Genomic DNA, 15,119 nt, shown 5'->3' on the forward strand with positions numbered 1-15,119 from the left:
GTCTTACCGGGGCTCAGAAGTTTTCGAAATCAAAGTCGGCTTCATCAGCAGCAGTGGCTTTTTTGCTGACTTTGGCAGTTTTTACCGGCTGGGCATGATGCACAGCTTTTTTCGGCCTCTGCTGCGCCCTGTGCTGGGTAATGCTGAAAAACTCCATCAGTTGCTGTAACTGCACGGCCTGCTGGGTCAATTCTTCAGAGGTGGATGACAACTCTTCGGACGCCGCAGCATTTTGTTGCGTGGCCTGGGTGATCTGCAGAATGGCGTCATTAATTTCACCCGCGCCAACCGACTGTTCGTTACTGGCGGCAGAAATTTCCTGCACCAGCTCAGCGGTCCGCTGAATGGAAGGCACAATTTCGGTCAGCAGGGAGCCCGCCTGTTCAGCCAGCGTGACCGAACTGGTGGCCACTTCACCAATTTCTTTGGCGGCCGTCTGACTGCGGGCCGCCAGTTTACGCACCTCTGCGGCCACCACAGCAAAGCCCCGGCCATGCTCGCCGGCCCGGCCCGCTTCAATGGCCGCATTCAGCGCCAGCAAGTTGGTCTGGTAAGCAATGTCATCAATAATGCCTATTTTCTGCGCAATCTGACGCATGGCCGCCACAGTCTCGCTGACCGCTTTGCCACCACTGATCGCCTGATTGGCACTTTTCGACGCAATGCCCTCAGTAATTTTCGAATTTTCATTGTTTTGCGTAATGGAAGCGGTCATCTCCTCCATGGCGGCAGAGGTTTCTTCAATACTGGCGGCCTGCTCAGACGAGGACTGACTTAACGACTGAGCCGTCGCATTCATTTGCTCAGCCGCCGAAGATAAAGTGTCAGTGGAGGACCGCACTTCGCTGATGATTTCCGATAATTTCTGCACCATCTGGCTGATGGCAAACAACATACTGGACTGATCGCCTTCCGCCAGCTGCACATTCACAGTTAAGTCACCGGCCGCCACTTTGGTAATCACATCTTCCGCATAAGCCGGCTCACCGCCCAACTGACGGGTCAGACTGCGGGTGATCAGCACCCCCAGAATCAGACTGGCCAGGATGCTGGCAAAGATACAGCCCAGGTTCACCCACAGCGCAGTAGTGTAACTGGCTTCGGAGGCATTAAATGACTGCTCCGCCACTTTCAACTGCACATCCACCAGTTTGGCGAAACTGTCCGACACCGGCTCTATTTTCGGATACAACTGCTGCAATACAAAGGTATCCAATGCTTCGCGGTCGCCATCACGCAGTACCTGCTTTAACTTAGCCACAGCGGCATCCGCTTCGGCCAGCTGAGGCTTGATCAGCGTCACCAGTTCTTTTTCCGCAGGCACCAGTTCAGTGACCAGGTAGGCGTTCCAACGCTCATGAATAATGGCATCCGCTTTGTCGACATTGGCCAGGCCGTCAGCCATACTCAGGCCGTTATTACGCACCTTGTGTGCCGTATCGACAATATTAACCGCATACATATCGGCAATCAGCTTCAGGTCTTTCAGCGGGATCACCCGGTCTTTGTACACAGATCCCATAGCCCGGTTGGAGTCCTGCATGGCCAGAATGCCCATTACACCAACAATAAGGATCAGGGCAATCATCGCGCCGGCCAGAGTAGCAAGCCGGGTGGCTACTTTCATTTTTCTAAACATAAAACACCTTTTGTTGTCAGCTCTCTGGCAGGGCCAGACTGTAGTTTGTGTTCTGCTGGTTTCCCGTCCGGGCGGGAACCACGGCAACGCGTTAAGTTTTGAAGTAAGACACCATCTGCTGTAAGTCCTCAGCCTGTTGAGTCAACTGCTCAGAGGTGGAGGACAATTCTTCTGAGGCCGCGGCATTGTGCTGCGTTGTCAGCGAGATCTGCGCTATGGCTTCGTTAATACCGCAAGTGCCGGCAGATTGTTCCTGACTGGACGCCGCAATTTCCTGCACCAGTTCCGCCGTCTGCTCTATTGCGGGCACTATCTGGGCCAGCAAACCACCAGCCTGTTCAGCCAGAGTGACAGACTGCCCCGCCACTTCACCAATCTCTTTGGCGGCCGTCTGACTGCGGGCGGCCAGTTTACGGACCTCAGCCGCAACTACAGCAAAACCACGGCCATGTTCACCGGCACGGCCTGCTTCAATAGCGGCATTCAGCGCCAATAAGTTAGTTTGATAGGCAATGTCGTCCACTATGCTGATTTTTTGGGCAATTTGTTTCATGGCGCTGACGGTCTGCAGCACCGCCTGTCCGCCATGCTGCGCCCTGGAGGCAGCTTTGGTGGCAATCTCATTGGTGGTTTTGGCGTTGTCGCTGTTCTGGCTGATGGACACACTCATCTGCTCCATCGCTGCGGACGTTTCTTCCACACTGGCGGCCTGTTGACTGGATGACTGGCTCAACGCCTGAGCCGTTGCATTCATCTGCTCTGAAGCCACCAACAGACTGTCGGTGGATGCGCGTACCTGCTGAATAATCTGATTCAGCTTGGTTATCATCGTTGCCATACCCGCCAGCATACTGCTGTGGTCGCCATTCAGAAGCTGCACCTTAACAGTCAAATCCCCGGCAGCCACCCGGGATATCACCTGTTCGGCGTACTGAGGTTCACCGCCCAGCTTTTTCCGTAACAGCAGATAGCTATAGCTCAGGGCCAATGCCAGTAACAACACAATGGCCAGTTGCATCACATAAATGACAGTTTTCATGGTGGCCGCGGCCTCTTCAGCCTGCTGCACAGCGTCCAGTGTGCGGGTATCCAGCAACACAAAAAACTCGTCGATAGGCCGCATAATACGGGCCTTATCCTGGTGATAGGCTTCGTCATGCATCAGCGCTCTGGCTTGTGCCAAATCGGCTTTCCCCGGTACAAACTGACCTTTGCCATCCGGCACCAGCCCTTTCACTGCATTCATTGCAATGACTTCTGTATTGACCAGCTCATTGGAGTTCTGGCTGGCTTCGGCAAGTTTCGCCAGTTCCTGCTCGGTAAAGCCTGCTTGCTGCATCAGATCCAGTAACGGCTTTTGCTCGTTGCTGTCAGGCCGGGGCGGGCGGCCATCCGCGGTATAAAAATCCCAGTAAATGCGCTGATAGTCTTGTGGCCTTGGCAGTTCACCATTTCGGATACGCAAAATACGGTTGTACACCTGTTCATACCGGGGGTCCTGAGTCACCACATAGGTCCGGGCAAGACGGGTCAGATCATCAGAACTCTGGCGCAGTTCATCTGCCAGCAAGTACGACTGGTAACGTTGCTGGTGGGTGCTGCTGACCTGCTGGTTCAGTTCAGACAAGCGGTATTGCGCCACTGCCAAGGCGGCCATCAGTGCAGTCATGACCAGCACCAGTACAGTGAACAGCTGCTTGACAGTCAGGTTATTTTTCACTGACTTTCTCCACCAGTGAAGCCAGTTCATCCACAGATAAGGCTTTGTCACCGCGCAGCAGGATCACAAACTGACCGTCCACATTGATCACACCATGAATAAACTGCGCTTTGACCCTGGCACCAAAAGTGGGTGCAGGTTCAATTTGGGTCGTATCCACTTCAATGACTTCAGTCACGCTGTCTACCAAGGCCCCCAGCACCACCAGTTGGTCCTCGTAAGGAATTTCCAGTACCACAATGCAGGTGCGCTCTTTCAGTTCTGTGGCGCCTTTACCCAAGCGTAACGACAGATCGATCACAGGCACCACTTCCCCGCGCAGATTCAGCACGCCTTTGACAAAATCCGGCATCAGCGGAATAGCAGTGACATTGTCGTACTCCAGGATTTCTTTCACTGTTTCTATACTGATGCCAAAAAACTCATCCCGGATCATAAAGGTCAGGTACTGACGCTCAGTGACAGACTCAGATTTATGCGGTTCCATAGTTTGATTCACTCCCCGGACTACGAATGGGCAACACAGCTTTCTTGCTGAATTGCAAAATCAATCAGTTGTGGTACATCGAGAATAAAGCCAACCTCACCGCTGCCCAGAATAGTGGTGCCACTCAGACCTCGTGCTGATTTGACAACAGCGTGCAAAGGTTTAATCACGGCCTGTAATTCACCATGCAAAGCATCCACCACCAGGCCGGCGCGTTGATGGCCGTACTGCACCACCAGAATATTTTCCCGCTCTGTGGCGTTACCGGATGACAAACGGAACAAGTCGTTGATCCGGACAAAAGGCAAGACTTCACCACGCAGATTAAAATAGTCCCGTCGCTCGGCCTGCTCAGCCTGACAATCAGCACTGAATTCAATACATTCCTGCACCATATTCAGCGGCACCACAAAATGAGTGTCCGCCACGCTGACTTCAAAACCATCGATAATGGCCAGGGTCAGCGGCAGTCGAATGCGGAACAACGTGCCTTTGCCCAGCTGGGATTCAATAAAAATCTGGCCACGCAGCTCTTCCAGATTGCGTTTCACCACATCCATCCCCACACCGCGGCCAGACAGGTTGGTCACCTGGGATGCAGTGGAGAAACCCGGTGCAAAAATCAGCTTAAAACACTCTTCTTCCGTCAGTGTCTGCTCGGCGCTGATCAGGCCTTTTTCTATGGCTTTTTGCCGCAGTTTTTCCGCATTCAGGCCCTGCCCGTCGTCCTGGATCTCCAGCACCACAGCGCCAGCCTCATGGTAAGCATTCAGCCGCAACAACCCCTGGGCCGGTTTCCCCTGGTAGAGCCGCAGTTCTTTGGCCTCAATGCCATGATCCAACGCATTGCGTACTATATGCATCAGCGGATCCGACAGCTTTTCCACCATGCTTTTATCCAGCTCGGTTTCAGCACCCAGAATTTCCAGCTGAATTTCTTTGCCAAGCTCTTTGGAGACATCCCGCACTATACGTTTCAACCGGCTGAATGAATCGCCAATCTGCACCATACGCAGCCCCAGGGTGCCATCACGGATTTGTTCGATCAGCGAGGTCATCACCCCAAAGGATTCCGACAGTTTTTCGTCATCCCGTTGCTGCACCAGCAACTGGTTGGCTGCACCTGCAGTGACCAGTTCACCAATCAGATTGATCAGTTGGTCCAGCTTGCGGGCTTCCACTTTCAGAAACTGCAAGTCCGCCGGCCTTTTATGCTCCGTACTTTTTTGTTTGTGTAACGCCACATCCAGCAAGGCCGGATCCAAAACCCCTTGTTGCACCAGCATCTGCCCCACTGCGACTGTGGATTTATCCTGCCGGATTTCCTGCTGCTGTGTCTGTAGGGCCTTTTCCAGTTCTTTGGCCGTAACAGCCCCAGCTTCCAGCAATACTTCACCCAAAGGTTGATCCACCATTGGCAATTGCTGCAATTTTTGCTTTAGTTCAGCCGGTGCCTGGATCAGCACCTCACTGCTGTCCTGAATAAACTCAAACACATCTTCAATGTCTTGCTTGCTGGCGGTTGACTGCAGTTGCATATCCAGCTGCAGATAGCAGTTTTCCGGGTCAAAGTCGGCCGCGGGCGGAAACTGGGCCGATAACTGCACTGCGGACAACTGACCCAGCTTTTGCAGGTAGACCAGCTGAGACGAAGGATCCATGCCGTCTTTAAATACATCCTGACCATAACGGATTTTCAGTTGCCACAGTCCGGGCAATGATTCTGTTCCCACCTCAGCCTGGGGTGGCGAGGGCTGGGTGGCAGGCTGCAGAACAGCCAGCAGTTGCTGAAGTAACAAAGCACCGGTGTGTTTATCAACCTCGGCGCCGGGTTCCGCCACGGCCTCCACCAGATGGCCCATATGGGACTGGCAATCCAGCATCAGTGACAATAACTGCGGGCTCAATTCAAGTTTCTGATCCCGCACTTTGTCCAGCACTGTCTCCACATTGTGGGTAAAAGCCACTATGTCGTCGAAACCAAAAATACCAGCAGAGCCTTTAATGGTATGAGCGGCCCGGAATACCGCGTCTATATGCTCTCCAACGTCTGCTGCACCGGACTCCACATCCAGCAGGCACTGTTCCATCGATTCCAGCAATTCTCTGGCTTCATCAATAAACAGCTGCTTCGCCTGTTCCATATCCATAGCCCGGCCCCTTATTCCAGATTGTCCGGAAACTCAAACTGATAGATATTCAGCAAGCGCTGCACCATGGTGTTTTCCGTGCCTGTGACCCTGACCAAAGACTGCAGTTGCAATTGGTGACTTAACCACCACACCAGTTGCAAGCCAGCGCTGTCGATGTCTTCAACTGCGGATAAATCCAGCAACACCTTGGCTCCGGCTTTCGCCAGACCAGAGCGGCATGGCTCCATCAGCTCATGCACAGTAAAGATGGTCAGGTCCTGGTTAAAAGCCCAGATCTGAAAATCGGCGGATTGGGAAAAAGTCAGCGCCATAACAACCTCAGGGCAGGATCAGTTTATTGACCGCGTCCAACATCTGATCAGGTTTAAAGGGTTTCACCACCCAGGCTTTGGCTCCGGCCGCTTTGCCGGCGGCTTTTTTCTCTTCCGCCCCTTCAGTGGTCAGCATAATTACGGGGGTAAAGCGGTAGGCAGGCAGCTTTTTCAGCTCAGTCACAAAGGTAATGCCGTCCATGTTGGGCATATTGACATCTGAAATCACCAGATGAATTTTGTCGCCGGAGCATTTGCTTAATGCATCTTTGCCATCCACAGCTTCAAGCACCTGAAAACCGGCATTGCGCAATGTCATGCCAACCACCTGACGAATACTGATCGAATCGTCCACGACGAGAATAGTTTTAGTCATACCCTGAAATTCCTAAAAGAAAGTGATATCTGAGCTGGCGGCCGCTTTGGATGCAGACCGGCCCTGATGCACGGACACCTGCTCTAAAGTGGTGTAAGTCCGTTGTAGCTGTTCCAGCCAGTCCTGCACACGCACCAGCTCCAGAGGGCCCTGCTGCTGACTGTGTTGTCCCAGATACTGCTGCAGCTTTTCCATATCGGCCATGATATGGCCGAGGATCTGGCTGACTCTGTCCTGAAACTGCAATTCAACCACCACCTGCTGGATATGCTGCTGCACTTCACTGCTTTCGTGTTCGAGCTCCACCGCAGACTGCAACAGGTTTTGACTGACAGAACTGAAATCATGCAGCACTTTGGCAATGGCCTGACTGACCTGCTCCAGACGTTGTTCATCCTGCTCGGTAAAACGCTGGGTCGAATTCAATGTGTTTTCCAGTGTACTGTTCACTTCTTCTATACGCTGGGTAATACGGCTGCCCGTGGCCCCGGAACGGGTCGATAAAGTACGGACTTCATCCGCCACCACGGCAAAACCGCGGCCATGTTCACCGGCCCTGGCCGCTTCAATGGCAGCATTCAGTGCCAATAAGTTGGTCTGTGACGCAATACCAGCCACTTCCGACCCCATGGCTTTGAGTTCATCGGTGATGGCTGCCAGCGATTTGATTTCAGCCAACAATTGATCCCGGCTGTGCATCGCCTGACGCAGCTGATCAACCACCAGATTCAGCTCCTGGTCTGCCGTCGCCACCACCTGATCCAGCCCCTGGCCACCATGCATGGCGCCGGCGGTTTTCCGGGATGCTGCCACCGCATTACCCAGCTGCTCGCTGATCGCCATAAACTGTTGCACCAGTTGGGTGATGCCTGTTTCGGTCTGTTCCCTGACCAACCCCTGCTGATTCATCCAGAGTGGCAATAAGGCTGTTAACAGCTGTTGATAGTGCTGTTGCACCTGCACAGACTGCTGCAGTGTTTCCTGCTGCTGTTTCTGCAGCTGTTGCCACTGCACCCTCTGCTGTTGGTGCTGCTGTTTTTGGCTCCAAAGCCCGGCCAGAATCAACGCCATGGTCAACAGGATCAGCAGTGCAGGTCCCCATGGACTGACACCTGCCCACACCATACCCAGCGCCAGAACCGCACTGACCAGACTTGTCAGAAACCAGGGTTGAATGGAGTTTTTGGAAAGAAGATGAAATTGTGACGTCATAATGTTTCAGCTAACCACTTCATGCTTAAGCATTTTATTTAAGGGCCAAACTAGCATAGCAGCGTGTCTTAAATTTGCCTGCGTAGTACTTTAGAAAAGTACCCACCCCAAAACCAGTAAGGTTACTAGCCACCTGGCGGCCGCTTTGACGGCTTTTTAACCAGCTGTTCCTAAAGTTGAATTAACTGATGACGCAAGGCAAAGCGGATCCAGTCACTGGGGCAACTTAGTCCCAGTTTTTTACTGATTGTCGATCGGTGAAACTCAACTGTTTTATTGCTGATATAAAGTCTGGCAGCGATTTCACGGGCAGTGTGACCTTCTGCTGTCAGCTGCAGTATTTGTTTTTGTTTCAGACTTAACGAAGACAGCCCTTGGTCGGCGCTCAGGTGCTCAGGCTGCACCAGCGCCTGCACCAATAAGGGTGAAAATTGTTCCGGCAGATAAAACTGCCCGGCCAGCACCTGACGCAGGCCGTGCAGGCTTTGCGCTGCAGATGCCATTTTGGATAAAACGCCCTGTACACCCAGCCGCACCGCCTGCAGCACAGGTACAAAATCGGCCGGACTGGCAAGCAACAGAATCTTCAGGTGAGGAAATTGGTGCCGCAACTGCTCTGTCACCAAAGTGGCGGTAATTTCAGGCAGGCGGGCAGAGAGCAGCAACGCATCAGGTTTATGCAGCCGGCACAGGCTCAGCACGTCAGGCCCATTGTTTGCCGTGGCCAGCACCTCATACTGATGCTGCTTTAATAGCTCAACCAGGCAGTCGCGAAATAACAACTCTGCATCAGCCACAATCAGTTTTGGATACACCACGTTTGAGCCCGGTTCACTTGTTCGGGCCGCAGTATAGGAAGATAGCCTGCCGCGCTCCATAACGCAGAGGTCCTACCCGGCTAAGACTAAAGACCTAGAACTCAGACCAGACTGGGCTCAGCCGGGCGGCTCCTGGTTTAACCGGACATCAGCCACCCGATAAACAGCAAGGCAAAACCAAAGAGATACAGCAGCCCCACCCAGGATAAACAGCGGATCCACAAGGCCATTTGGCCAGCGCTTTGCATCAGCCGGTAGTTCAGCCAGGCGAACACAGGCGTGGTGACAAAAGCCAGACTCATCGCAAAGGTCAGCATAGGACCCAGTGAAGATTTAAAGAATAAAATCACAGCCAGACCTGCCAGGGCCTGCAGCAGCAGCCAGACGGAATAACTGCGGTGATTGTTGGTGTGTTGCCAGCCAAGCAGCTGAAAGGACTCGTTGATAGTGCGGGCGTAGCCATCCAATACCGTCAGGGTGGTGCCAAACATACATAAAAAAGCGACAAAAGCGACCAGCAAGGTCGACCAGTCGCCCATGGTTTTGGCGTAGATGCCGACAAACTGCTGGATGTAGCTGCCACCGGCCAGCGCGACCTCTTGCGCTGAGCCAAACTGCACCAGGGCTCCCAGCGCCAGAAACACCAGCGCCAGCGCCGTGGTACTCCAGTACCCCAGATGGAAATCAAACAGGCCATTGGCCCGGCTGACCGGGTTCTGTTGTTGTTTGGCTTTCAGCCACAAGGAGTTAATGGCGGAAATTTCAATAGGAGCCGGCATCCAGCCCATTAAAGCCACCAGAAAGCCTAAGTAAGCCAGTTGCCAGGGCGAAGGCGCCACATAGTCTGGAGGGGCCTGCATACCTTTTTGCCAGGCCATCACAGCAGCCACCAGGGTAGTGAGGGTCAGCAGCACCATCACCCACTTGGACACTTTGTCCAGCACGCGGTATTGGCCTGCCAGCAACAGCAGCACGCAGACCAGCAGCAACAGGCAACACAGCAGGGTCAGGGAGACAGGCACCGGAATAAAATACTGCAACAGAGCCGCAGTTAAAATCAGCACCCCGGCCGTATTGACCACAGCCGCAATCAGGTTCAGCCAGACAAAACCCAATAAATAGCCACGGCTTTGCCGGCGGTAACCTTCCAGCAAGGTTTCTCCGCTTTGCAGGCTGTACTCCACACCAAAACGGAAAAATGGGTATTTCAGTACATTCACCAGCACAATCAGCAGCGCCAGCTGCCAGCCAAATAAAGCACCGGCCTGAGTAGAAGCAACAATATGCGAGCCGCCAATGGCCGCTGTGGCCAATAAAATGCCCGGCCCCAACGCCTGCAGGCGACTGAGCCACTCTTGTTTTCCCTGTTGTGTCATCTGGTTGTAGTTATGGCTGATGAAAAGTGACCCAGCTTAGCCAAAGCAAAACACGAACTCCATGCCCGGGCGGAAAAATAGCCATCGCAGCGCAACCAACTTGCCGCTCCGCCCTGGCTCTGGCATGCTGCGATTTTTCTGCCTGCCGGAGTACACAATGGATCAGGAACAGCTTGATCAGAGCCTGTTATTTGAAGTGCTGGAAAACCAGCTGGCCGACAATCACCCGAAACAGGTGAAAGAAACCATGTTGCGGCTGCGTATGACAGGTCACAGCAATGAAGAAGCGCTTGAACTGATGGCCTGCGCCTTAGCACCGGAAATGCAGGCCGTGATTGAACAAGGGCAAAGCTTTAACCTGGAACGGTATGTGCAACATCTGGCGCTGTTACCGGAAACGCCCTGGTTGAGTGATGCAGACCTGGCTGGCTGAGCACCAGCTCAGTCCACCTTAAAAGGTTCACCAAACAGCAAAATCATCTCCGCCGCCTCACAGCGGCAATCAAAACCACAACGCACACATTCGTAGCCATTGTGGCTGTCAGCACGCCATTTATCCGGGTGAATTTTCACCAGTTGGCCCCCCTGTTTACTGAAATAACGCACCGCCGCGTTGCCTGGGCTTTGCCGCCATAAATGTGCCACCCCGGCCTTGGCGCCCTGTGCTTTTAATGCCTGGATCGAACGCTGCATCAGTTCGCCGCCAATGCCCCGCCCCTGCAACCTGGGGCTGATAGTGTTGCATTTAAAATAGGCCACCTGCGCAGCTGGCACAGGCCAAAGTTCCGGGCTGCACCAGGCATCAGGTTGCCAGTTACCCGCCGCCCAGGCCAGGCGGAACCCCACCAGTTGGTCGTCCTGATAAGCCACAAAACTGGCATCCTGCCCTTGTTGAATGCCGAGCTGGTGGTAATAAGCCAGAGTCGGCTGGTCCAGATAACCGGCACCGTGCACAGTGTTCGCCAGCATCAGCAATGACTGATAATCCTGCAGCTGCAGCTGACGGTAATAAATGCGGTCTGACATGCTCACGGCAGGCCCTCTTGGTTTTTCCGGTGAATCTTGCCATGATGCGCGAAAAGTCCCGCCACTGACAAGAAGGACCCCGCATGTACGATCCCTTGCACGACCCGCATCCAGGCATTGGTTTGTCCTACCCGGACAGCTACTGGGCCAGCCACTCTGGGCAGGCGCCTGCCGATCAGGGCCCACTGACACAGGACACTGACACCGAAGTGGCGATTATCGGCGCCGGTTATACCGGCCTGTCCTGTGCTTACCACCTGGCGGCAGAGCATGGTATTCAGCCCCTGGTGCTGGAAGCCAACCGCACGGCCTGGGGCTGCAGTGGCCGCAACGCAGGTTTTGTGCTGAAGTCGTCCGGCCGCAAGCCTTATTCCGTGATGAAACAACAGTATGGCCCCGATGTCATGCAGGCCATTTACCGCGAGTTTTGTGAAGGGCTGGACACAGTCAAAGGCTTGATCGGCAGCGGTATCGATTGCGATCAGCAGGAGATGGGTTACCTGCGCATGGCGCATAAACCAGCCATGATTAAAACCCTGCAGGCGCAGGCCGCGCTGATGCAGCGAGAGTTTAACTATCAGGTGGAATTCATCGGACGGGACCAGCTGCATCAGCACTATGTGGCCGATCAGCAGGCTTACGCTGCCTTGCGCTTTTATGATGGTTTTGGCCTGAATCCACTCAAGCTGGCCTGGGGTTATCAGCGATTGGCCATGCAGTATGGCGCAACGATCCACAGCGCCAGCCCGGTGCTGGACTGGCGGACCGAACACGGCAAACAACTGCTGATCACACCACAAGGCCGGGTCCGGGCGGACCGGGTGGTGATAGCCAGCAACGGCTACACACCCAAAGCCTTACACCCTGGTGTGCAGGCGCGGTCTTTACCTGTGTTGTCCCAAATTATTGTCACAGAACCTTTAACTCTGGAGCAGTTGGCCGCCTGTAACCTGCTGACCAGCCAGGTGGTCATGGACACCAGGGCACTGAAGTATTACTACCGCAAGCTGCCGGATAACCGCATTCTGTTTGGCGGTCGCGGCGCTATTACCGGCCAGGGCGCTGAAGACCCTTATTTTGCCAACCGTCTGCTCGCCGTGCTCAAGCAGAGTTTCCCGGCACTGCAGACGCTGCGTTATGATTACAGCTGGTCTGGCTGGATTTGTATGGCGCTGGATGATATTCCGCATCTGGCCGCTGCCGATGACAGCGGTAAAGTCCTGTACAGCATGGGTTATTGTGGGGCTGGCCTGACCTTTTCTGCTCAGGCCGGCAAACGACTGGCCCAGCGTATTGCCGGAGTGCAGTTGCCTGCGATCCCGCTGTACCAGCACCCCTTACCCCGCTTCCCGCTGCCAGCCTTGCGTCGTCTGGGGCAATGGGGCTATTTTCAGTATGGCCGTATCAAGGATCAGTGGTTTTAAAGTTTGGGTAAACCAGCTAGACTGGCGCCCTTTTTTCACCGGGGCGTCCGGTCCGGAGGTTATGATGAGTTCGAGCAAAGCACTGAAAAAGAAAATCGCCAAACGGGCCAAACAGAAGAAAAACATTCAGGTGAAAAACTCCATCCGACTGAAACAAAAGGCTCAGTCTGAGCAGGACAGCAGCCCTCAGCCTGAGGTGGCTGACGCATCTTCCTCAGAAAACAGCTGATTCCGCTGGCCAAAATACTTCAGCTGTAAGTCTTGATAGTCCGCAGATTTCACCACATCTGCCAAGGCCCTGTCGAACCTGGCGCGCAAGGCGTCATTGCGAAAGGCGGCATGGTACAAAGCGGGCGCAAACAGTCTGGCGAAGTCCAGTTCGTCCGGCGACCGGCCATGCAGTTTCAGGTAGTAGTTCAGAATATTGCTATCTGCAATCACCAGGTCACAGCGACTCATCAGTAACATCTGCACCTGTTGGCTCTGATTGGCCAGTTCCTGGTAACTTTCTACCGCATTGACGCTGGTTTCAAATTCTTTGCCCAATAAACGCCGTGCATTGTGAAAAGCCACCACAGCATAGGGCTGCATATCCATCATACGACGAATTTGAATGGAGCGGATCTTCAGGCTCGCCACCACATTCTGATACTGAATGTAAGGCGTGGAATAAAACAACGGCTGGCTGGGGTCGACTTTTTGCAAGGTGGCTATATCGGCTTTGCCTTCCAGCAGCAGGTCACGCAGCCTGGCATTGGGAACATGCAAAAATTGCGCTTCGCTTCCCATCTTTTTTAACACCAGCCGTATCAAATCCAGCTCAAATCCGGATTGATCCGACAGGTTAATGTATGGCGGTTTATCCAGCCCCACCAATACTGTCAGGCTGGTTTTCGCCAAAGCGGAACAGGACATCAGCAGGGTCAGAACGAACAGGAGCATTTTCATGCGTGGTACTTCTCCTCTGGGCAGGGACAACGCCAGCACCTTTTGTTAAAAGATAGGCATGTTTTCGGTCATTCGCACGGAGTTTGTTATGCAACACAAGGTTATTCAGCAACAGCTGCTGCAGATCAAAGCTGATTGCTGGTACGTGCAAAAGTTTCTGAACTGATTCAGCGGGCATAAAGTTAAAGCCGGTTATCTTGATGATGTCAGCACAGGCTGAATTGAATCGGATACGAGGTGAATCATGAACAAGTCTTTAATCGCAGGTGTCGTGGTAGGGGGTATTGCCGTCACAGCTCTGGGTTCTATCGCTGGCTACAGCTATCTGGATAAAGAACCACAATTTGCCGAAGTGGTGGCCAGCAAAGCCCTGTATCAGTCCGTCTCTGTACCGGCCGAACAATGCACAGACCAGGTGGTGCAGCAACGCCGCCCGGTGCAGGATCAGAATCAGATTGCCGGTACTGTAATTGGTGCAGTGGTCGGCGGTGTACTGGGTAATCAGGTGGGTGGAGGCTCGGGTAAAAAAATTGCCACAGTGGCCGGAGCAGCCGCCGGTGGTTATGCCGGTAAGCAAGTACAAACCGACATGCAGAACAAGGATGTAGAAACCAGCACCCGCCGTGTCTGCAAAACAGTGCAGAAAACTGAAAAACAGCTGATTGGCTACGATGTCACCTACATTATGGATGGCAAAGTCCACAAAACCCGGCTGGATCAAGAGCCCGCTGAGCGGGTGCCCGTGGTTGACGGCAAGCCTGACTTTCACAGCAGCCTGAGCGCGAAAAGCTAACCCCAGGCAGTCAGTCCTCAAGCACAAGCCTGTTGGGCGTCAGGAAAAGCCCAACAGGCGTTGATAAGACCATCAGCACCAGGCCGGCAGCGATCCCCTGACCGTCATTCATCGCCTTCGAACCGCTGCCTCATCGCCGGCATGGGTTTCAGCCCTTGGGGTAACTCAAATAAAGCCGGGTCCTGAGCCCCCAGTTTCAGGTCTGTCAGTTTCATTCTGATTCTGGATTCATGGCTCCCTTCTTTGCTGACAAAGTGCATTTGCAACGGGATCTGTTCTGCAGTGAACCAGATAAAACCACCGACGGATTTGTCCTGCAACAGGATACGGTATTTGATGGTATTGATCCCATCCAGGTATTCTGAGCCCATCAGCTCGATGCTGACATTCCCCGGCATTTCGCCTCGTATCTGGCTGGCCTGATGAGCGGCAATTTCTGAATAGCTTTCAAACACCGGCATCAAATGCCAGAACTTGCCGAGATCGGGCCGCACAATCATCACCCTCTGCATGCCTTCCACATTCATTTCAATACGTTCTTTACCAAAGGAGTGATACAACTGCTGCTGCAAGACCCCACCTGAATATTCAATCTGACGCACGGCGCTGTATTCGGCCTGTGCCACCGGCAGGCCATATGCCTCTGCAGCCTGGAGCAGCAGGCTTACAGCCATCACGAATAATTTCCACATCATTTGTTCCTGTCGCTCGTCCGCAAGCCCAGCTGTACACCCTGGTCGCAGGCCTGCTGTTGATTTGGTTAAATTCCGCTCAAAAAGCAGAAAGCGGCACTGTACCGGGGAACATCAGCTGCAGTTGTGAAAGAATGTAGGCAG

The 15,119-nt window shown here is 53.6% G+C and carries 16 protein-coding genes; 4 read left to right on the forward strand and 12 right to left on the reverse strand.

Annotated elements, in window-relative coordinates; translation table 11 throughout:
• Positions 1-13: 13 nt before the first annotated feature.
• From WKJ03_RS07590 to WKJ03_RS07630, 9 genes are all read right to left on the reverse strand, one after another.
• On the reverse strand, positions 14-1,639 hold the full coding sequence (locus tag WKJ03_RS07590) for a methyl-accepting chemotaxis protein (protein ID WP_337841575.1): 1,626 nt from the start codon (positions 1,637-1,639) through the stop codon (positions 14-16).
• Positions 1,640-1,730: 91 nt separating this feature from the next.
• Positions 1,731-3,359, reverse strand: a complete 1,629-nt coding sequence (locus tag WKJ03_RS07595) for a methyl-accepting chemotaxis protein (protein ID WP_337841576.1) — start codon at positions 3,357-3,359, stop codon at positions 1,731-1,733.
• On the reverse strand, positions 3,349-3,846 hold the full coding sequence (locus WKJ03_RS07600; RefSeq protein WP_337841577.1) for a chemotaxis protein CheW: 498 nt from the start codon (positions 3,844-3,846) through the stop codon (positions 3,349-3,351). Before WKJ03_RS07600 ends, WKJ03_RS07595 begins: the two co-directional genes overlap by 11 nt.
• A 20-nt stretch (positions 3,847-3,866) precedes the next feature.
• Positions 3,867-5,996, reverse strand: a complete 2,130-nt coding sequence (locus tag WKJ03_RS07605; RefSeq protein ID WP_337841578.1) for a chemotaxis protein CheA — start codon at positions 5,994-5,996, stop codon at positions 3,867-3,869.
• Positions 5,997-6,007: 11 nt separating this feature from the next.
• On the reverse strand, positions 6,008-6,310 hold the full coding sequence (locus WKJ03_RS07610; RefSeq protein ID WP_337841579.1) for an STAS domain-containing protein: 303 nt from the start codon (positions 6,308-6,310) through the stop codon (positions 6,008-6,010).
• Between the two features lie 7 nt (positions 6,311-6,317).
• Entirely contained in the window at positions 6,318-6,686 is a 369-nt protein-coding gene (locus WKJ03_RS07615; protein WP_337841580.1) for a response regulator, read from the reverse strand.
• Positions 6,687-6,698: 12 nt separating this feature from the next.
• Positions 6,699-7,898: a methyl-accepting chemotaxis protein gene (locus WKJ03_RS07620; RefSeq protein WP_337841581.1), complete on the reverse strand. Its 1,200-nt coding sequence runs from the start codon at positions 7,896-7,898 to the stop codon at positions 6,699-6,701.
• A 170-nt stretch (positions 7,899-8,068) separates the two neighbouring features.
• Entirely contained in the window at positions 8,069-8,716 is a 648-nt protein-coding gene (locus WKJ03_RS07625) for a response regulator transcription factor (RefSeq protein ID WP_337841582.1), read from the reverse strand.
• Between the two features lie 137 nt (positions 8,717-8,853).
• Positions 8,854-10,092 (reverse strand): divalent metal cation transporter, encoded by a 1,239-nt coding sequence (locus WKJ03_RS07630; RefSeq protein ID WP_337841583.1) that lies wholly within the window; start codon positions 10,090-10,092, stop codon positions 8,854-8,856.
• A gap of 157 nt (positions 10,093-10,249) precedes the next feature.
• Here WKJ03_RS07630 and WKJ03_RS07635 point away from each other — a divergent pair, with 157 nt between their 5' ends.
• Positions 10,250-10,525 carry a hypothetical protein gene (locus WKJ03_RS07635; protein ID WP_337841584.1) on the forward strand — a complete coding sequence of 92 codons (276 nt, stop codon included), beginning with the start codon at positions 10,250-10,252 and terminating at the stop codon, positions 10,523-10,525.
• Positions 10,526-10,533: 8 nt separating this feature from the next.
• On the opposite strand, the gene WKJ03_RS07640 is transcribed toward WKJ03_RS07635, so the two are convergent.
• Positions 10,534-11,118: a GNAT family N-acetyltransferase gene (locus tag WKJ03_RS07640; protein ID WP_337841715.1), complete on the reverse strand. Its 585-nt coding sequence runs from the start codon at positions 11,116-11,118 to the stop codon at positions 10,534-10,536.
• A gap of 83 nt (positions 11,119-11,201) precedes the next feature.
• Here WKJ03_RS07640 and WKJ03_RS07645 point away from each other — a divergent pair, with 83 nt between their 5' ends.
• The gene (locus WKJ03_RS07645; RefSeq protein ID WP_337841585.1) at positions 11,202-12,542 is read left to right on the forward strand and encodes an FAD-binding oxidoreductase; all 1,341 of its coding nucleotides are present in this window, start codon (positions 11,202-11,204) and stop codon (positions 12,540-12,542) included.
• Between the two features lie 64 nt (positions 12,543-12,606).
• A complete protein-coding gene (locus WKJ03_RS07650) occupies positions 12,607-12,771 on the forward strand; it encodes a hypothetical protein (RefSeq protein WP_337841586.1) in 165 nt (54 codons plus the stop codon).
• Here WKJ03_RS07650 and WKJ03_RS07655 read toward each other — a convergent pair.
• On the reverse strand, positions 12,729-13,490 hold the full coding sequence (locus WKJ03_RS07655; RefSeq protein ID WP_337841587.1) for a transporter substrate-binding domain-containing protein: 762 nt from the start codon (positions 13,488-13,490) through the stop codon (positions 12,729-12,731). The genes WKJ03_RS07650 and WKJ03_RS07655 overlap by 43 nt on opposite strands.
• A 244-nt stretch (positions 13,491-13,734) precedes the next feature.
• Here WKJ03_RS07655 and WKJ03_RS07660 point away from each other — a divergent pair, with 244 nt between their 5' ends.
• On the forward strand, positions 13,735-14,283 hold the full coding sequence (locus WKJ03_RS07660) for a glycine zipper 2TM domain-containing protein (protein ID WP_337841588.1): 549 nt from the start codon (positions 13,735-13,737) through the stop codon (positions 14,281-14,283).
• A 104-nt stretch (positions 14,284-14,387) separates the two neighbouring features.
• On the opposite strand, the gene WKJ03_RS07665 is transcribed toward WKJ03_RS07660, so the two are convergent.
• The gene (locus tag WKJ03_RS07665) at positions 14,388-14,975 is read right to left on the reverse strand and encodes a hypothetical protein (RefSeq protein ID WP_337841589.1); all 588 of its coding nucleotides are present in this window, start codon (positions 14,973-14,975) and stop codon (positions 14,388-14,390) included.
• Positions 14,976-15,119: the final 144 nt, after the last annotated feature.

This window comes from Rheinheimera sp., from assembly GCF_037442525.1.
Lineage (GTDB): Bacteria > Pseudomonadota > Gammaproteobacteria > Enterobacterales > Alteromonadaceae > Pararheinheimera.